The organism is Bacillus sp. FSL K6-1145, assembly GCF_038003425.1.
GTDB classification, from domain to species: Bacteria; Bacillota; Bacilli; order Bacillales; family Bacillaceae; genus Bacillus; species Bacillus pumilus.
The window spans coordinates 2870624-2888390 of record NZ_JBBOPC010000001.1; the positions used below are offsets into that span (position 1 = coordinate 2870624).

At 41.8% G+C, this 17767-nt stretch carries 19 protein-coding genes and 1 pseudogene; 4 read left to right on the forward strand and 16 right to left on the reverse strand.

Going from position 1 to position 17767, the window contains the following annotated elements:
- Positions 1-84: 84 nt before the first annotated feature.
- Positions 85-1575, reverse strand: a complete 1491-nt coding sequence (locus MHH41_RS14650) for a leucyl aminopeptidase (RefSeq protein WP_340866496.1) — start codon at positions 1573-1575, stop codon at positions 85-87.
- Positions 1576-1900: 325 nt separating this feature from the next.
- Between MHH41_RS14650 and MHH41_RS14655 the strand changes: the two genes are divergently transcribed.
- Positions 1901-2377 carry a divergent PAP2 family protein gene (locus MHH41_RS14655; protein ID WP_003212726.1) on the forward strand — a complete coding sequence of 159 codons (477 nt, stop codon included), beginning with the start codon at positions 1901-1903 and terminating at the stop codon, positions 2375-2377.
- A 42-nt stretch (positions 2378-2419) separates the two neighbouring features.
- Here the strand turns inward: MHH41_RS14655 and MHH41_RS14660 are convergent, their stop codons facing one another.
- The 4 genes from MHH41_RS14660 to MHH41_RS14675 form a co-directional block, all read right to left on the reverse strand.
- Positions 2420-3064, reverse strand: coding sequence for a 3D domain-containing protein (locus tag MHH41_RS14660; protein ID WP_003212854.1), 645 nt, complete (start codon positions 3062-3064; stop codon positions 2420-2422).
- A gap of 99 nt (positions 3065-3163) precedes the next feature.
- Positions 3164-3484, reverse strand: coding sequence for a YuiB family protein (locus MHH41_RS14665; RefSeq protein WP_003212933.1), 321 nt, complete (start codon positions 3482-3484; stop codon positions 3164-3166).
- Between the two features lie 81 nt (positions 3485-3565).
- The gene (locus MHH41_RS14670) at positions 3566-3691 is read right to left on the reverse strand and encodes a YuiA family protein (protein WP_157957789.1); all 126 of its coding nucleotides are present in this window, start codon (positions 3689-3691) and stop codon (positions 3566-3568) included.
- Positions 3692-3819: 128 nt separating this feature from the next.
- On the reverse strand, positions 3820-5037 hold the full coding sequence (locus tag MHH41_RS14675; protein WP_161792789.1) for an NAD(P)/FAD-dependent oxidoreductase: 1218 nt from the start codon (positions 5035-5037) through the stop codon (positions 3820-3822).
- Between the two features lie 391 nt (positions 5038-5428).
- Here MHH41_RS14675 and yumC point away from each other — a divergent pair, with 391 nt between their 5' ends.
- On the forward strand, positions 5429-6427 hold the full coding sequence (gene yumC / locus MHH41_RS14680; protein ID WP_003212844.1) for a ferredoxin--NADP reductase 2: 999 nt from the start codon (positions 5429-5431) through the stop codon (positions 6425-6427).
- A gap of 46 nt (positions 6428-6473) precedes the next feature.
- On the opposite strand, the gene MHH41_RS14685 is transcribed toward yumC, so the two are convergent.
- The 5 genes from MHH41_RS14685 to MHH41_RS14705 all read right to left on the reverse strand — a co-directional run bounded on the left by MHH41_RS14685 (position 6474) and on the right by MHH41_RS14705 (position 9421).
- A complete protein-coding gene (locus tag MHH41_RS14685) occupies positions 6474-6680 on the reverse strand; it encodes a hypothetical protein (RefSeq protein WP_044140840.1) in 207 nt (68 codons plus the stop codon).
- A gap of 398 nt (positions 6681-7078) precedes the next feature.
- Positions 7079-7255 (reverse strand): hypothetical protein, encoded by a 177-nt coding sequence (locus MHH41_RS14690; protein ID WP_251191385.1) that lies wholly within the window; start codon positions 7253-7255, stop codon positions 7079-7081.
- 368 nt (positions 7256-7623) lie between these two features.
- On the reverse strand, positions 7624-7986 hold the full coding sequence (erpA, locus tag MHH41_RS14695; protein ID WP_012011138.1) for an iron-sulfur cluster insertion protein ErpA: 363 nt from the start codon (positions 7984-7986) through the stop codon (positions 7624-7626).
- A 73-nt stretch (positions 7987-8059) separates the two neighbouring features.
- Positions 8060-8914, reverse strand: a complete 855-nt coding sequence (gene dapF / locus MHH41_RS14700; protein ID WP_340866497.1) for a diaminopimelate epimerase — start codon at positions 8912-8914, stop codon at positions 8060-8062.
- 270 nt (positions 8915-9184) lie between these two features.
- Positions 9185-9421 (reverse strand): YuzB family protein, encoded by a 237-nt coding sequence (locus MHH41_RS14705; RefSeq protein ID WP_003213414.1) that lies wholly within the window; start codon positions 9419-9421, stop codon positions 9185-9187.
- 255 nt (positions 9422-9676) lie between these two features.
- Between MHH41_RS14705 and MHH41_RS14710 the strand changes: the two genes are divergently transcribed.
- Positions 9677-10744, forward strand: coding sequence for an NAD(P)/FAD-dependent oxidoreductase (locus MHH41_RS14710; RefSeq protein WP_003213534.1), 1068 nt, complete (start codon positions 9677-9679; stop codon positions 10742-10744).
- A 50-nt stretch (positions 10745-10794) separates the two neighbouring features.
- Here MHH41_RS14710 and MHH41_RS14715 read toward each other — a convergent pair whose 3' ends face one another.
- Together MHH41_RS14715 and MHH41_RS14720 are read right to left on the reverse strand one after the other, a co-directional pair.
- Entirely contained in the window at positions 10795-11025 is a 231-nt protein-coding gene (locus MHH41_RS14715) for a hypothetical protein (RefSeq protein WP_003213664.1), read from the reverse strand.
- A gap of 100 nt (positions 11026-11125) precedes the next feature.
- Positions 11126-11455, reverse strand: a complete 330-nt coding sequence (locus MHH41_RS14720; RefSeq protein WP_003212989.1) for a YuzD family protein — start codon at positions 11453-11455, stop codon at positions 11126-11128.
- Between the two features lie 121 nt (positions 11456-11576).
- Between MHH41_RS14720 and MHH41_RS14725 the strand changes: the two are divergent.
- Positions 11577-11876: pseudogene (locus MHH41_RS14725) on the forward strand (NifU family protein).
- Positions 11877-12082: 206 nt separating this feature from the next.
- Here the strand turns inward: MHH41_RS14725 and MHH41_RS14730 are convergent.
- From MHH41_RS14730 to MHH41_RS14745, 4 genes are all read right to left on the reverse strand, one after another.
- Entirely contained in the window at positions 12083-14053 is a 1971-nt protein-coding gene (locus tag MHH41_RS14730) for an alpha/beta hydrolase family protein (protein WP_340866498.1), read from the reverse strand.
- A gap of 302 nt (positions 14054-14355) precedes the next feature.
- A complete protein-coding gene (gene thrB / locus MHH41_RS14735; RefSeq protein WP_034620114.1) occupies positions 14356-15288 on the reverse strand; it encodes a homoserine kinase in 933 nt (310 codons plus the stop codon).
- Entirely contained in the window at positions 15285-16346 is a 1062-nt protein-coding gene (gene thrC / locus MHH41_RS14740; RefSeq protein ID WP_044140848.1) for a threonine synthase, read from the reverse strand. Before thrC ends, thrB begins: the two co-directional genes overlap by 4 nt.
- Positions 16346-17647: a homoserine dehydrogenase gene (locus tag MHH41_RS14745; RefSeq protein ID WP_113387332.1), complete on the reverse strand. Its 1302-nt coding sequence runs from the start codon at positions 17645-17647 to the stop codon at positions 16346-16348. The genes thrC and MHH41_RS14745 overlap by 1 nt, the downstream gene beginning before the upstream one ends.
- Positions 17648-17767: the final 120 nt, after the last annotated feature.

Genomic DNA, 17767 nt, shown 5'->3' on the forward strand with positions numbered 1-17767 from the left:
GTATGTTACCATAGAAAAAATACTACGTCAAATGGCGTATGACCTACATAAAAAAGGCCCCGCCATTTGGCAGAGCCTCATCCTTTATTTCTTTCCTTCAAATCGTTCCACAAATGTGGCCAATGACCGTACCATCACACCTGTCGCCCCTGTTGGCCCAAAGCATGAAGGCTTTTCTGTTGTGGCTGTTCCTGCAATATCCAAGTGAACCCAAGGCGTATCCTCAGCAAATTCACCGATGAAAGCTCCTGCCATGATCGCATGTCCATCACGTCCTGGTGAGTTATTGAGATCTGCCATTTTGCTGTTTCGTACGCGCTTTTTATCTTTTTCAGTGATTGGCAGCTGCCAAATCATTTCACCGCATTCTTCTGATGCCTCTTTAAACTGGGCATACAGTTCATCGTTATTTGTCATGACGCCTGTTGTCTCATTTCCAAGTGCCACAATGACTCCGCCTGTTAATGTCGCCACGTCTACAAGAACAGAGGCACCGTGCTGCTTCGCATATGTCACCCCATCTGCTAAAACAAGACGGCCTTCTGCATCCGTATTCAGCACTTCGATTGTTTTACCGCTAAGCGACACAATGACGTCATCCGGTTTCATCGCGTCAGCCGAGATCATATTGTCTGTCGAAGCAATAACAGCAATGACATTTTGCTCTGGGCGCAGTTCACCGATGATTTCCATAGCACCTAAAACAGAGGCTGAGCCGCCCATATCAGTTTTCATCCCAACCATACTGGCTCTTGGCTTTAACGAATAGCCACCAGTATCATATGTGATGCCTTTACCGACAAGCCCAATCACGTCCGTCCATTCTTCCTTGCCTTGATATTTCAGAACGATGAGCTTTGGTGGTTCTGTTGAGCCTCTATTGACAGCTAGAATCCCGCCCATCCCGAGCTCTTCCATTTGTTCTTTATCTAAAATTTCAATCTCAAATTCGTATTTATACGCAAGCTCTGCCGCGTACGAAGCCAGATCAGAGGATGTGAGCATATTCGGCGGCATATTCACAAGGGTACGAGCCGAATTGACGGACTGTCCGTAGACCTCGCCCACTTTCAGACTAGCCTGAATTTCAGTCGTATCATGATCCGTCATTGCATAAACAAATTCGATGAAGCGATCCGGCTCATTTGTTTTATGTTTAAAATCTTGTAATTCATATGTAGCTAAAAGGCAGCTTTCAGAAAGGGCATGGGCTGCATCTTGGGCAGGTAGATCCTTTCCAATAAACGTGTCCAGCAAGACCGAAACCGCTTGCTTTTTATCTTGATGAAGCTTTTTAAATAAATGGGCAAATCCTTCTTTTGCCTCTTCAAACGTGTAATCTGATTCCTTCCCAAGCCCGACAAAATAAATGCGTTTGATGCCTGTTTCAGGGGATGGGAAAAACTTCGAAAGCTGATTTCGTTTAGATGAAATATCGCCTTCTTTTAATAATTCAGTGATTTGTCCTTCAAGTAATTCATCCATTTCTTTTGCTTTTCCTGATAATTGGCTCTTTTGAAAAAGTCCGATCGCCAGTGTATCTTTATGTTGCCATTCATTTGTCGAGAAAAACATATTTATCACACGCTCCTTCAATGAACTCCATTTTTCACATTGGAACTTCTATTATATCAAAATTTGCGGGTCTATACGATCATTGCCAGTCTGTCTTTACTTGATGAACATTTATATTTTCACACGCGGAAGGGCATCATGAAAAAGCGATGAAAACTTGTACAGCCCGTCCGCGTCTCCTCGTTCCACATCTACTTTCTTTAATGTTATAATTGAACATGGACTTGGCAGCATTTGAATCTGCTATCATTTTTTCATCATACTAGGGTACACAGTCCACCATTTTGCACGATATTTTTTCTTACAGAGAGGATGTTTCTTGTTCATGAGCGTACTGACGAATTTTCCGCTGCTTGCCAGCCTTGCAGCCATCTTTTTTGCTCAATTTGTAAAAGTACCGATTCAATTTATCATTTCTAGACGACTAGATTGGTCGCTCATTACAAGCACAGGCGGAATGCCAAGTTCACACTCCGCAGCCGTAACAGCACTCTCAACAGCAGTGGCTTTAGAGCACGGGCTAAATACATCAATCTTTGCGATTTCCGCCATCTTTGCGATTATTACCATGTTCGATGCGACAGGTGTGCGCAGACAGGCAGGAGAACAGGCGACTGTACTGAACAAGCTGGTAACAGATTTTAACCGATTTGTTTCTGAAGCAAAGAATTTCCCGAGTGCGGAAGAAAAAGAAAAGCAAAAGAAATTGAAAGAGCTTCTTGGTCATAAGCCGATTGAAGTCTTCTTTGGCGGCTTAACAGGGATCTTGCTGACACTTATCTTAGATTATTACTTCATGTAGAAGCGAAAAAAGCTTTGGACCTCAAACTTGTCCAAAGCTTTTTTATTCTTTATTGGCTTGAAACTGCTGACGGAATACTTGCATTGATTTTGCTTCATTAAGCTGGTTTAAGTCTTTTTCCGTTAACGTTCCTTCGCCCTTTTTGATGATATACACATCGAGCACTTTTTTACCCCATTCTCTATACACATCATCTACGGTTTCATAGTATAAATCAAGCTTATGACCTTTAATGGCTTTTCCCGTATCTGCGACCACTCCGTAGCCATAGTTTGGGATAAAGAGCACTGTTCCAATCGGAAAGACTGATGGGTCCGCAGCCACAGTTGAATATAAATCACGTTTCACTTTGACGCCTGAATATGTAATGCCATATGCATGGTGTTCCTTCGTTTTACCTGTTGATTCCACACCTGCTGTATAGCCTGTGGCGACAACCTTTTGCTTCGGGTAATCGTTCCAATTGAACGCTTCTTCGAGAGAAATAGCCCGCAAGTCATCACTTTTGAGTGCCATCGTTTCTCTTTTTTGCTGTTGGAAAAAAGAAGATACTTGCTTGCCAGGATCAGTCTCTTTCACCCAGGCAGCTACATCACTTGGTTCAACTCCAGATATGCCCGTAAAGCTTGTCAAAAGAGCAAGCATAAAAAGGGCTGTCATGAACAATCGTTTCATCCATGTTTTCATCTTTATTTGTCACTCCTCTACCCATCTATTTGTTTCCAAACAAAATGGAAACTATGCAAAGGAGAAACAAAAAAACCCACTTGCCTATCTACAAGTGAGTTAAAACATTTGATACCCTCTTTTTCGAAGTGCATTAATGACAAAACCTGATGCAATTGCACCAATCAGACCGCTTAACAAAATAATGATATCAGCCGCTGCTAGAGAGACAATGCGGTCCCCTATTCCTGAAAAAGCGATGCCCGGTTCTCTGACATAAGCGATCATCTTTTGATTGTTGATAATGAAAAGGCATACAATTGGATATAAAATAGCCATAATCCATGACATTCTCAGCAGCATATTGAGCAAAAAGCCAATGCCGAAGAATAACACGAAAAATAAAATAACGGAAATAATAACGACTGGTAAACTGATCACTTCATCTCCACCCCCAAATATCCCATCATTAGTTTAACTTGGAAATAGAGATGAAGTCAATCAATGGAAAAAGCAGATGGATTAAAGCTTCTTTCCTGTCCCTTTACATTCCTCACATGTTTCAGATCCGCCGAGCAATAGCTGAAAATATCCTTTCCCCGAACAATATTGACAGGTGGACTTCTTTTCTTTTGTATGTGCATTCATATTGCTCACTCCCTTAATCTAAATTTTCTGATAATTTATCATACCATACTTTACTGCCGATAACCAAGTAAGAAAATATGTCAAAAAAAACGTGTATCACGAGGATACACGTTTTTGTCTATATCGGTTTAGAAGAACTTGAATTTTCCTTTTTTCAGAACAAGTCCTGGTCCGCCAACCATGAATAAAGAACGGTTGTCGATGATTTTCTTCATTGCTGAAGCTTTTGTTCCTTGAAGTTTTTTACCAAACGCAACACCTACAGCGTCGTGTTCACCAAGAGAAGCAACTGTTCCTTTGATGTCTGGCTTAAAGCTTTCAAGAGAACCACCTTTCACTAGTGCGGCAAGGTTTTTCGCTACTGTTTCACCTTGCTGCATTGCGATTTGTGCAGTTGGTGGGTATGGACGGTTGATTTCTTCATTGATGATCAATGAACAGTCACCGATGATGAATACATCATCATTTTCTGGTACACGAAGATCTGGAGATACTTTTACGCGGCCGCGCATGTTTTCAAATCCAGCTTCTTCAACGATTGGGTTACCGCGTACACCAGCAGCCCAAACAACAGTTTCAGCTTTGATTTCTTCAGTATCATCGTCTTTTCCAACAATGATGCCTTCAGGCGTACATTCTTTGATCGCTGTACCAATTTTGAACTCAACGCCTTTACCTTGAAGGTAGTTCATTGCATAGTCGATCAATGCAGGATCGAATCCTGGAAGAGCTGTTGGTGCAGCTTCTACACAGATGATGCGCACATCTTTTTGATCAATATCATACTCTTTGCAAAGCTCAGGCACACGGTTTCCAAGCTCACCAAGGAACTCAATACCTGTGAAGCCCGCACCGCCGACAACGATTGTCAAGCGCTCTGGACGTTTTTCAGCTTCCGTATTATACGTCGCAAATTGAAGCTCAATATGCTCACGAAGCTGACGAGCAGAGTTGATGTTAGAGATTGAGAATGCATATTCTTTCAGTCCTGCAATACCAAATGTTTCAGGAACAGCACCAAGCGCAACAACAAGGTAGTCGTAAGAAAGTTCGCCATCTGATGTCACGACTTTCTTCTCTTCCTTATTAATGCTTTCAACTGTTGCTTGTACAAAGTTGACACGGGAACTGTTAATCACATCTTTGATTTGATAACGACAGCGGTCATGATGAAGTGTACCTGCACTTGCTTCATGTAACCATGTTGTTTCGTAATGATAATTATGCTTGTTCACAAGAGTAATGTCCGCATCATTTGTGCCAAGCTGTTTTGTTAATCTTGTTACAGTCATTAATCCGCCATAACCTGCACCTAATACAACGATTTTCGGTTTATTCACTGGAATCACATCCACCTTTTTTAAATTTGCTGTAAAACGGATAAAGAATTACATATCGTTATTCTCAACCGCTTTGCGGCATTTTATGAAATTTAAACAAAAAAATAAGTATGTGAAAATCTGAACTTTCACCTACATAAAACGAAAGCATTTGACCGTATCCGACAAAAATTCATAAAAAATTAATATTTAGTTCCCTTAACAATAATAGCGAGTTCTGATCCAATTTTCAAGGCTTTAAACTGAAAATCCTTATGATAAACGGTCTTTCTCACTTTTTCCTCTTTTTCAAAGCTTCGGCATCAAAAAACGACAAGTTTTTCAAAACAAGTCAAACGACGATGTGTGGTATGATATGATATAGTGATAACAATTTTCATTTGGGAGGATTAAAGGAATGCAAGAAGATTCTAAGGTATATGACATTACCGTTATCGGGGGCGGCCCAGTAGGATTGTTTACTGCGTTTTACGGTGGCATGAGACAGGCAAGTGTGAAAATCATTGAAAGCCTTCCTCAGCTCGGCGGTCAATTATCCGCTCTTTACCCTGAAAAATACATTTATGATGTGGCTGGTTTTCCAAAAATCCGCGCACAAGAATTAATTGATAACTTAAAGGAACAAATGGATAAATTTGATCAAACCATTTGCTTAGAGCAAGCAGTTGAAACAGTTGAAAAACAGGCAGATGGTATCTTTAAACTTGTGACAAATCAAGAGGTTCATTATTCTAAAACGATCATCATCACAGCTGGTAACGGTGCATTCCAACCGAGAAAGCTTGAACTAGATGCAGCAGAATCATTTGAAGGAAGCAACCTGCATTACTTCATTAATGATTTGAATCAATTTGCTGGCAGACGTGTCGCTGTTCTTGGCGGCGGAGACTCTGCGGTGGACTGGGCACTGATGCTTGAACCTATCGCAAAAGAGGTTTCCATTATTCACCGCCGCGATAAATTCCGTGCACATGAGCACAGTGTAGAAAACCTGCACAATTCGAAAGTCAATGTCGTGACGCCATTTGTCCCAACCGAGCTCATTGGTGAAGACCGCATTGAACAGATTGTGCTAGAAGAAGTCAAAGGCGACAAAAAACAAGTGCTTGATGTGGACGACGTGATCGTCAACTTCGGTTTTGTTTCCTCTCTTGGACCAATTAAGCAATGGGGTCTTGAAATCGAAAAGAACTCGATCGTCGTGAAATCCACAATGGAAACAAACATTGAAGGCTTCTATGCGGCAGGAGACATTTGTACGTATGAAGGAAAAGTCAAATTGATTGCCAGCGGATTTGGTGAAGCACCAACGGCTGTCAACAATGCGAAAGCCTACATGGACCCGAAAGCCCGTGTACAGCCTCTTCATTCCACAAGCTTATTTGAAAACAAATAAGCGAAATCAAAAAAAGGAGTTCCCACTAGCGGAACTCCTTTTTCGTTTATTTAAAAATCCCAATATAGGCATTCGCCATTCCAAGTACCATTGCAGCAAGCAGCACCACAACAATCCCTGCCACAACCAAAATCACCCGATCTTTTACACGTTCCTTTTTCGGAAGCGGCTTCTCAATCCCGCAAGCTGGACACGTTTTAGAACGATACGGAATCAGTTCATGACAGTTCCTGCAATTGATTTGTTCACTCAAACCTCAGCAACCTCTTTTCTACCTACAGTTTATGTTTGGTTCTCATGATACTCTTTTCGGGTGGAAATAGCCAGTTGTGAGAGCAAGCTGTAACAAAATTGAGCGATTTATGAAAATGATAATTTTGATTACAATAGTTATTTTTAGATATTAAATATTAAATTAAGACATTAATTACACAGAGAAAAGGGTTATCGCATAGCGACAACCCATCTATAGTTCGAGGAATGTTTAAATGACTGTTCACATTATTTTGATACAATTAATTTTCAACAAATAAAAAATTATCTTTATCATATATCTAAAATCATATTAAAACTATCATATACACATATACATCACCCCTTTCTTTTTTATTTTTTAAAAGTTGAAAAAAAGTGGTACTAGGTAGCCCACTTTTAAGGTGTGCTACCACTGTCATGAAATTTTGCTAACACCCAACTGCCTAAAAGGCCAAGAGATGCTATTGCGAAATCACTTAGTTTTACCCAATCAATGGTCATAAAACCAGAGAAGTAAGCAATTGATAGGACTATTAAAAACATAAGTCCACTTAGTTTTGTTTCCGTCATCATTAAACATTCCCCCCGATAGATGTTTTTCTCTAGCTATCGGAAGTAAGCTGTTAAGCACTTTTTAAATGCTAGCTTTTTATGGCTACATTCTCCAAAATCCCCGCCGTCTAAATTATACCAATTATTTTATTTTTTAGGAATATGATCCTTTTAAAATTTTTTAAAAAATCGTTATCATTCTGGAATGTATTGATATTTTCTTCTTAATATAAACTCTGATGCTTAAACAAAAAAAACTTCTCAAAGAGTAATGTATTAAACATTAACTTCCGAGAAGGTATGTGATTCTTTCTAAAGTTCAGTTATAAGTTAAAACTTGCTCTCAACTGTTCAAGTAAATAATAAATTCTCAAAAAATCACTCAATTTTTAACACTCTTCCGGCGTACCGGTATTTGTCGCTGTTCTGAAAGAAGAACCGCATCCGCATGAAGCAATCGCGTTCGGATTATCAATAGTGAAACCGCCGCCCATTAGTGATTGTTTGAAATCAATGATAGTGCCGTTCATGATATCAAGGCTTTCGGAGTCGACAAGGACCTGGATGCCTTGCTGTTCGAACTGCGTGTCTTTCTCTGAAACTTCATGGTCAAAGCCCATTCCGTATGAAAGACCGCTACAGCCGCCGCCTTTTACGCCAACTCGTAGGAACGCATTTTCTTCTTCATGTTCTTTCATCATATCTTTAATCTGCAGTGCAGCAGCTTCTGTAATGGTTACTGGTGTACTCATGATCATCCCTCCTTTTGACTGGATGTTTCTTTTCAATTATAAACGTGATGGTGCCTTTTCTCAAATAAATGGTTTACAGATAAAATGTGCCGTCACAAATCGTTTCAGCAGGCCCTGTCATGAGCACATGGTCGTTGTCTTTCCAGCGAATGATGAGATCTCCGCCTGCTAAGTGAACCGTCATGTCCGTTTCTTTTTTCGCCTGTCCATTCACAATCGTGGATACGGCAGCCGCGCAAGCTCCCGTTCCGCAGGCTTGAGTAATGCCAGATCCTCTTTCCCACACACGAAAATGCAGTTCTGTTTCACTAACCACTTCTACAAATTCTACATTGACGCCTTCTGGGAACATGTCGTGTTTTTCGATGATTGGCCCAGTTGTATCAAGCGGTGCCTTTTCAATGTCCTCTAAATAAAACACGATGTGCGGATTTCCCATTGAAACGGCCGTTCCATTTAAGGTCGTCGTGCCAAAATCAAGCGGTTCATTAATCGTAGTGCTTGTTGGTTCACCTAGCATCGGCATCGCTTCTTTTTCAAAACGAGGTTTCCCCATATCTACTGTTACTAAATGAACGTGATCATCCTGTACATGAACGGTCGCTTCAACGAGTCCTGACAATGTCTCAATCTGGAACGTTGTGTCAGTTACGATTTGATGCTCATACACATATTTTGCGACGCAGCGCAGACCGTTGCCGCAGTTTTTTCCCTCTGATCCATCATTGTTGAAAATACGCATTTTCACAGGTGCAACATCTGATGGGCAAATAAGGATCATTCCGTCTGAACCGATTCCTGTATAAACAGAAGAAACCTGGATCGCTATCTCTGATAGCTGCTCTTCTGGAAGCTGTTCCTTCATCTGATTGACGTAAATATAATTATTTCCTAATCCGTGCATTTTCGTGAATTGAAATGATGTCATGAGCTTCCTCCAAAAATGTTGTTTCTTTATAGTATAAAAGGAGTCGATTCAGGAGACAATCTTATCATCCCCCGTTTTTCATACATAAAAGCTCTTTGCTGCCATGGCAAGGGGCTTTTATTATGCATATGCCTCATTTTCTCTCGTGTGATGCTTCATTTTAATGATATTTTATTAGCATAACATATTGGATGCGCTTTCTATTCATTCTCCTTAAAAATGGAAACTTAAAATATGAAAAAAATGCACCTCATGACCCATGTGGTGCATTTAAAACATCTCATTTTCCTCTATAAAAGCATAAATACGCTCAACTAGCTGCTCTGCATTTTCTCCGGAAACAAATTCTCCATTCACGAGTGCAAATGGGGAGTCCATACATTTGCCGCAGTAGCTTAAACAGCCGTATTCCATAACGTCTAGGTTTGGGTCTTTATCAAGCTTCTCTTTTGCTTCTTGAGACCCTTGTGCAAGATTACTTACACAAAATTCGATCAGTGGGAACACTTTGCTTCACCTCACATTGCTTTACCATCCTACCGAAATTCCTTCTATTAGTCAAAACATGAGCTTCACCTGTATCGTTACGCCTATTCCTCGTAAAATGTTTTACTATTTAGGACTAACTAATGAATATGTAGGTTATTTTGAAACAATTATTGTGGTTTCACAGTAAATTCGATATAATTTTATTTGGTATTTTAACTTAAAGTTTTTTAGTATAAGTGTTTTTCAATGTCTACGGGGAAAAGGAGAATCGTCATGAAAAATTTAGTCTTGATCGGCGGAGGTTACGGGAATATGCGGGTTCTCCACCGCTTATTGCCAAATCAATTACCTGATGATGTTACTATCACATTAATTGATCGAAATCCTTACCACTGTTTAAAAACAGAATATTATGCACTCGCTGCTGGAACGATCTCTGATCATCACATTCGAGTATCTTTTCCAGAGCATCCGAAGCTGGATATTCAATATGGGGAAGTAGAAAAAATTGATATCGAAAACAAACAGATCTTATTCAGCGACCGTGAACCCATTCCTTATGACGACACGGTGATTGGACTCGGCTGTGAGGACAAGTATCATAATGTCCCTGGTGCGAAAGAACATACATACAGCATTCAAACCATTGATCAGTCAAGACATACGTATAACAAATTAAACAATTTGGGTGCAGGTGCAACGGTTGGTATCGTCGGTGCTGGACTTAGCGGGGTAGAGCTAGCCAGTGAATTAAGAGAAAGCCGTGCTGATTTAAACATTATTCTTTTTGACCGCGGAGAGCTGATTCTATCAAGCTTCCCAAAAAGATTAAGTTTATATGTGCAAAAGTGGTTTGAAGAAAATGACGTAAAGATCATTAACTGTGCCAATATTACGAAGGTTGAAGAAGGTGTTGTTTACAACCATGATGACGCCATTGAAGCAGAGGTCATCGTATGGACAGCAGGCATTCAGCCAAGCAAAGTGGTACGGGAGATGGATGTTGAAAAAGACGCACAAGGCCGCGTCGTATTAACACCTCATCACAATCTCCCTGGAAATGAGCACGTCTATGTCGTGGGTGATTGCGCAAGTCTTCCGCATGCCCCAAGTGCACAGCTTGCCGAGGCGCAGGCAGAACAAATTGTCCAATCTCTGCAAAAACGCTGGAAAAACGAGCCGCTTCCTGAGGCTTATCCTCAGTTTAAGCTAAAAGGTGTCTTAGGCTCTTTAGGGAAAAAAGCCGGCTTTGGCTTAGTAGCAGATCGTCCACTTATTGGCCGTGTACCAAGACTTCTAAAATCCGGACTCCTTTGGATGTATAAGCATCACAATGGCTAACATCATGTGAATTTTATCTCAAAGCTCCTTCTCGTCGAGGGAGCTTTTTTCTATGAAACGGCATGTGCCGATGAACGGGTCCATTTGATCGGAGCAAGGGCAAGGATGCAGTCTTTACGAAACGTTCTCATCGTCTTTTTTGATAAACAATACGCTTGGATGAGCTGGTCTGTTTGACGGTGGACAATGATTTTACGCTTCGTGCACTCTCCGTTTTTCTTCATATAAATCATCTCAATTGGTATTTGCTGTTGAAGAGATTGTTTCAGTAAATAATTCATGATGCTCACGCTCCTTTCATTTCATTATAATCGAACAAACGTTCTTTTTCAAGCCGAAAAGGAACGTTTGTTCTGTTTATTTTCTCAAAAAAAGAACAGTTTATTCACTGCTCTCCGTGTAACCGTATTTCTCCATTTCTTGATAAATGTCTTTCAATTTTGGATTGCCCTCTCCGACAATTTGATCCTCCACTAAGACAAGCGGATAAAAGAATTCATCATCAAGAATTCGTTCGGACAATTCCTTTTGGTGTTCGTTTTCTGGTGGGTGCTCAATATCAATATATGTGATGCGAAACGGCTGATTTGGATATTTTCGTTTTAACGCTGCATCTAACCACTCAAATGTGTCTTTTGATGAAGGCAGATTCACGCAGCTAGCGCAAAGTACATCTCTTCCATATACATAAAGATCGACAGTTTGATTCATTTGACAAGCCCCCTATTCTTTCTTTATTTTAGCTGAATTTTCTGTATGAAAAAAGTCAAAATCACTTTTTGTTTCAAGATGAGATTGTGCTATAATGAGAAGGAAACTTTGAAACCAATCAATAGATTTTTATCGTCCAGATGAATATAATGGTGATATGTTGTGAAAGGAGCGATTGTATCTAATGACTGAAGTCGAAATGAAAGACCAAGTACAGGAAGTACTAGACAAACTTCGTCCATTTCTATTACGTGATGGTGGAGACTGTGAGCTTGTAGACATTGAAGATGGCATTGTCAAATTGCGTCTTCTTGGTGCATGCGGCAGCTGCCCAAGTTCAACCATTACATTGAAAGCCGGTATTGAGCGCGCATTATTAGAAGAAGTGCCTGGCGTTGTAGAAGTTGAACAGGTTTTCTAATTCATATATGACATGAAAACGACCCGAATTTGGGTCGTTTTTTTCAGTATTAGCCTTTTTCAGCTTGATATGAAAACCCTTGAATTCTAGGAAGGACGAGTACTGGCGCGGAGCGAATTGATATTCGTGAGCACCAGCACGCAGGACTGACACGGAATGCGAGGGTTTGTCATCACGCTGAAACGACCCGATTTGGGTCGTTTTTTTTAGTTTAACTTCTCTCTAAACCAATCCTTTATAAAGGTCAGTCTTTGAATACGCTGCCCCGGATGACCGCTTCTGGATAAATCATGAGAAGCCTTCGGGAATTTGACGAGCCTTGTGTCTTTCCCAAGCTCCTTCAGTGCTACAAAAAGCTGTTCTGCTTGATCGACTGGGCAGCGATAGTCTTCGTCGCTGTGTAGGATGAGAAGCGGCGTATTTACCTGCTTCACATACTTGAGCGGCGAACGATCCCATAGCTTATCGGCTGAATCATAAATATCCCCATCCATCTGCCACCTTGTGAAATAATAACCGATATCACTGATGCCATAAAAGCTAATCCAGTTTGAAATGGACCGCTGTGTGACGGCTGCGCGAAAACGGTCGGTCTGTCCGACAATCCAGTTGGTCATAAAACCGCCATAGCTGCCGCCTGTCACTCCAAGTCTTGTTTCATCAAGGAAATCATAGGCTTTCAGCACATGATCAACAGCCTGCATGACATCCTCATAATCAACGTCACCATAACTCCCTCTCACACGGTCGGTAAACATTTGTCCGTATCCATGACTGCCATGAGGATTGATATATACGATGGCATAGCCTTCCGCGGCGAGCATTTGAAATTCATGAAAATACGTATAACCATACATGGCATGCGGTCCGCCATGAATTTCTAAAATAAGCGGATAAGTCTTCCCCTCTTCCAATTGGGATGGCTTCATAAACCAGCCATGCACCTCGTCGCCTTCTTTTGACTGAAATGAAAATGGCTCTGGTACCGATAGGACATGCTCCTTGAGGAATTCATCATGCTCGAACGTGATTCGCTTTAGATCCGCCTCCCCTAATGTCAGCTCATACAGCTCACTTGGAGAAACGGAAGACAGCCGGCTCAGCAGCAATTTGGATTCATCTGGATGAAGGCTGAAGTTTGTGATATGTTCTGCCTCTAATCGAACAGGATAGGCTAAGCCTTCAACAGAGAAATAATAAATCCCTGTACTGCCTTGATCAGAAACAAGTGCATAAAATCCCTGGCTATCCTTTGTCCACTGCGGAAGCTGATTGGCTTCGCCCATAACGCTATCCCCTGCCATACAGTTGCCCACATACATATCGAGCATTTCTGACAACTGAACGACATTTCCCTCCTTCAGATCATACAGCCATAATGCTGGGAAAGTAGCATTTTGAAATTCGCGCTCATGTCCGATATACACGAGGCTTTCTCCATTAGGAGCAAAAGACACGGCGGAATAAGCGCCTGATGATTGTGTGATTTTCTTTGTCGTACCATCCTCTAATGATCGGAGGCACACGTCACTTATGTAAGGTTTCTGAGGATTTGATTGAATATAGGCAAGCCATTTCCCGCACGGAGAGACCGTGTGATTCACATGATGATGCTGTCCGCTCGTAACTGCCTCGATCTCTCCTGAATGAACATCCACTTGAATGATCTGCGTAAAACGCCCATCTAAAAAACCTCTGCCATCTGCTTTATAGGTTAAATCATCATATACCGCAGGAGCGAAATCATCTCCCTCTTCCTTTTTTTCATCATGTATAGACTCTGTTTGTTTCAGTGACACAGCCGCATAAATGAAAGCTCCATCTAGTGAAAAGACAGGATGAGATACCCCGTAAGGAACCGCCGTTAAAGTGCGCACACCGCCTCCCACGCTCTGAATCAGTGCAAGCTGGGGAGCTTCCTTTGGCTTTTGCAAAATAAACGCAAGCTGCCTGCTGTCTTTTGACCACACTGGCTGATGATGCATTCCATCCTCAAATGTCCATTGTGACAGCTCCTCTGTCTCTTCATCTCGAACCCATAAATGGATGTTGTAATCGTCCTTTTTGTCATTCACCGTGACCTTTGTAAAAACCGCCTTTTTTCCATCTGGTGAATAAACCGGATGAGAAACAGAAACAATCTTCGTTAAATCTTCTGCTGTCATCAATTTCTTCATGAATGTATCTCCTCCTTTTATGCATAAAAAATAGTTCGATCCTCTAAATAATAATCCCTGCTTCATTTTATAAAAACAAGAATAAAAAAAGAACGTGCATTTTTACAGCACGTTCTCGGGTTATTGAAAAAGGGCTAAAATGATCTTTATTTTAGCTCTTTTTCTTCTTTTCAGCGTGATAGAAAACCTTTGCAGTCTAGGAAGGACGAGTACTGGAGCGGAGCGAATTAATATTCGTGAGCACCAGCACGCAGGACTGACACCGAATGCGAGGGTTTGCCTACACGCTGGAACGTGCATTTTTACAGCACGTTCTTTACTTGATTGACTGGATCATGCTCCACGACAACACCTTCTACTGGTACTGTCAGCAAATCTACTTCGCAATGCGGGAAGTTTTGGGCAAGCTGCTTTTTCAGCGCTTCTCCCTTCCCTTTTTCAACTAAGGTTAAGATTGTCGGACCAGCACCGCTTAATGCCGTTCCATACGCTCCTTTTAGCGAAGCGACATGCTCTACCTTCGACAGCTCTGGGACGAGCATTGTGCGGTAAGGCTGATGAAATAAATCCTTATTCATCATTTCTCCAACAAGCGGCCAGTTTTGCGTCATTAAGGCGGCAACAAGCACGTTGCTCACAGCACTCGCACTGACAGCATGTTTATAGGAAAAATCCTCTGGCAGGACATCACGGGCATCCTTTGTCAGTACTTCATAAAAAGGAATCACGACAACAACATCTATATCCACATGCTTCACTTTGACAGCATGTGTCTTGTCTTCTTCATGAAGACCAATCAGTAAACCTCCGAATAAAGAAGCACCCGCATTATCTGGATGACCTTCTACCTCACTTGCAAAAAAGAGCTTTTGATCATCCGGCATATTTAATTCGAGAAGCTGATTGGCTAGCTCAATGGCTGCCACAATTGCAGCAGCACTGCTGCCCAGCCCCCGTGCCAATGGAATATCACTCCACACTTTGACATAAACAGGCGGGAGTGTTTTTCCAAAGTGATCTGCGACCTTTTTGGCTGTTTGATAAATGAGGTTGTCGGTGCCTGATGGAATTCCAGACACGACATCTGATTCTGCTTCAAACAGCCAGCTATCATGGTCATAGACCGATAGCTTTAAATAGCGGCTGAGCGCCATTCCAACTGAATCAAAGCCTGGTCCTAAATTGGCAGTGCTTCCCGGTACTGTGATTGAAAAAAGCATGGAGGCTTTACTCATACGCGCGCGGCCTTTTCTAAGTGTTCAAGAATTTGATCTTCATCTGCATCAAGTGTGACCGGCTTAATTTGTGAAATATCAATGGCCGTATTCGGATCTTTCAATCCGTTGCCTGTTAATACCGCAACAACTTTACTGCCTGGCTTGATTTCTCCGGATTTCACCTGCTTTAGCACACCTGCGATAGACGCACATGAGCCTGGCTCTGCAAACACACCTTCTTCACGAGCAATCAATTGATATGCATGGAGAATTTCTTCGTCTGTCACTTCATCAATCTTTCCGTTTGATTCATCTGCCGCTGCCACAGCTTGTTTCCAGCTTGCAGGATTTCCGATACGGATGGCAGTTGCCACTGTTTCTGGCTGTTCAATCACTTCATTTCGCACGATCGCTGCTGCGCCTTCTGCTTCAAAGCCGCGCATAACTGGCAGTCCAGTTCCTTTTTTCTCATGGTATTCCTTGAAGCCTTTCCAGTAGGCGGTAATATTCCCCGCATTTCCAACAGGAATCGCCAATACGTCCGGGGCCGAGCCTAGCTGCTCACAGATTTCAAATGCCGCCGTTTTTTGTCCTTCAATTCGGTACGGATTGACAGAGTTAACAAGGGCAATCGGCGATTTTTCACAGATGCTGCGGACGATTTTCAGTGCATCATCAAAGTTACCGTCAATTGCAATGATCTCTGCTCCGTACATCACAGCCTGTGCAAGCTTGCCAAAGGCAATTTTTCCGTCTGGAATGATGACGATACATTTCATATCAGCACGAGCAGCATAAGCCGCTGCCGCTGCAGAAGTATTCCCTGTCGAAGCACACATGACCGTATCATTGCCTTCTTCTTTTGCCTTTGCAACAGCCATGACCATCCCGCGGTCCTTGAAAGAGCCTGTTGGATTGACGCCTTCTGTTTTCACATGAAGCTCAATCCCTAGCTTTTCCGAAAGCTTGGCAAGGTGGATCAGCGGTGTATTCCCTTCATTTAATGTTAGTTTTGGTGTTGATTCGTTTACTGGTAAGAATTCTTGGAATTCTTCAATAAGTCCATTCCACTTCATCAGCTTAAACCGTTCCCTTCTACTCGGTACGTGCTCTTCACTTGAACCACCACGTCGAGATCGTTTAATTTTTGCAGGATATTTGAGAAATCTTCTTCTGAGGTCCGGTGTGTAATAATCACAATTTCAGCCAGCTCATCATGCCCTTTCACAGGAAGCTGAAGGATCTTTTCAAAGCTGATGCCTCTTTCAGAAAAAATAGATGTAATGCGGGAAAATGCCCCGACTTGATCTCTCACATGAATTCTTAAAAATTGCTGAGCAAATACTTCCGACGGTGATTTGATCTTTTTCTCAAACTGCGGTGCGATAAATCCGCTTCCGTTCACGCCAAGACGCATGTTTTTCATGACTGCGACTAAGTCTGATACAACAGCGGTTGCCGTTGGCAGACTTCCAGCTCCAGGTCCGTAAAACATCGTTTCCCCTACAGCACTCCCATAGACATACACCGCATTGAATTCATTGTTGACCGATGATAACGGATGGTGATCAGGAAGTAACGTTGGCTGGACACTGACTTCCACTTTCTCTCCGTCTCGCTGGGCAATTCCGATCAGCTTCATTGTGTAGCCAAATCGTTTACTGAAATTAATGTCTTCATCAGAAACGTCAGAGATGCCTCTGACCTTCACATCGTCTAATTCCACATTCATGGAAAAACCGAGTCTTGCAAGAATCGCCATTTTCCTTGCTGCATCCAGTCCTTCTACATCAGCTGTCGGGTCTGCTTCTGCAAAGCCAAGATCCTGCGCTTCTTTTAAGACATCCTCATATGCGCTTTTATCGACGTTCATTTTCGTTAATATAAAATTGGTTGTGCCGTTCACAATTCCCATCATTTTCGTAATTCGGTCAGATGCCAATCCTTCCTCCAGCGTACGCAGAATCGGAATTCCTCCGGCGACACTTGCTTCATAATAAAGATCACAGCCATTTTCTTTCGCCACATGTAAAAGCTCTGTTCCGTAAAGTGCCATTAAATCTTTATTGGCGGTAATGACATGCTTCTTTTCATTTAACGCATCTATTAAATATTGTTTTGTCTCTTCAATGCCGCCCATCACTTCAATAATGACGTCGACCTCTGGATCTCTAATCACATCGTATACTTCAGTTGTGAAGACTTCTCTTGCCACATCCACATCTCTCTTTTTATCGGGATTGCTCACAAGCACTTTTTGTATTAATACCGGACAGCCGATCTGGTGCATTAATTTATCCTGATGATCTTGGATAATCTTGACGACACCGCTTCCCACTGTTCCTAATCCTAATAGTCCAACTCGAATTGCCTTCACCTGAAATTCCACCTTTCTCCGCCAATGTCCTCTCTAAAAAGACATTTGTTAACCTAACACAGACATTCAATGTACACACATTATAAAGGGGTATCCTCATTTTGACAAGGTAATAAAATA

Coding starts and splice junctions, on each gene's coding strand:
- MHH41_RS14650 (WP_340866496.1), bottom strand. CDS start 1,575: ATGTTTTTCTCGACAAATGAATGGCAACATAAAGATACACTGGCGATC.
- MHH41_RS14655 (WP_003212726.1), top strand. CDS start 1,901: ATGAGCGTACTGACGAATTTTCCGCTGCTTGCCAGCCTTGCAGCCATC.
- MHH41_RS14660 (WP_003212854.1), bottom strand. CDS start 3,064: ATGAAAACATGGATGAAACGATTGTTCATGACAGCCCTTTTTATGCTT.
- MHH41_RS14670 (WP_157957789.1), bottom strand. CDS start 3,691: ATGAATGCACATACAAAAGAAAAGAAGTCCACCTGTCAATATTGTTCG.
- yumC (WP_003212844.1), top strand. CDS start 5,429: ATGCAAGAAGATTCTAAGGTATATGACATTACCGTTATCGGGGGCGGC.
- MHH41_RS14690 (WP_251191385.1), bottom strand. CDS start 7,255: ATGATGACGGAAACAAAACTAAGTGGACTTATGTTTTTAATAGTCCTA.
- erpA (WP_012011138.1), bottom strand. CDS start 7,986: ATGAGTACACCAGTAACCATTACAGAAGCTGCTGCACTGCAGATTAAA.
- dapF (WP_340866497.1), bottom strand. CDS start 8,914: ATGACATCATTTCAATTCACGAAAATGCACGGATTAGGAAATAATTAT.
- MHH41_RS14710 (WP_003213534.1), top strand. CDS start 9,677: ATGAAAAATTTAGTCTTGATCGGCGGAGGTTACGGGAATATGCGGGTT.
- MHH41_RS14715 (WP_003213664.1), bottom strand. CDS start 11,025: ATGAATTATTTACTGAAACAATCTCTTCAACAGCAAATACCAATTGAG.
- MHH41_RS14720 (WP_003212989.1), bottom strand. CDS start 11,455: ATGAATCAAACTGTCGATCTTTATGTATATGGAAGAGATGTACTTTGC.
- MHH41_RS14730 (WP_340866498.1), bottom strand. CDS start 14,053: ATGAAGAAATTGATGACAGCAGAAGATTTAACGAAGATTGTTTCTGTT.
- thrB (WP_034620114.1), bottom strand. CDS start 15,288: ATGAGTAAAGCCTCCATGCTTTTTTCAATCACAGTACCGGGAAGCACT.
- thrC (WP_044140848.1), bottom strand. CDS start 16,346: ATGAAGTGGAATGGACTTATTGAAGAATTCCAAGAATTCTTACCAGTA.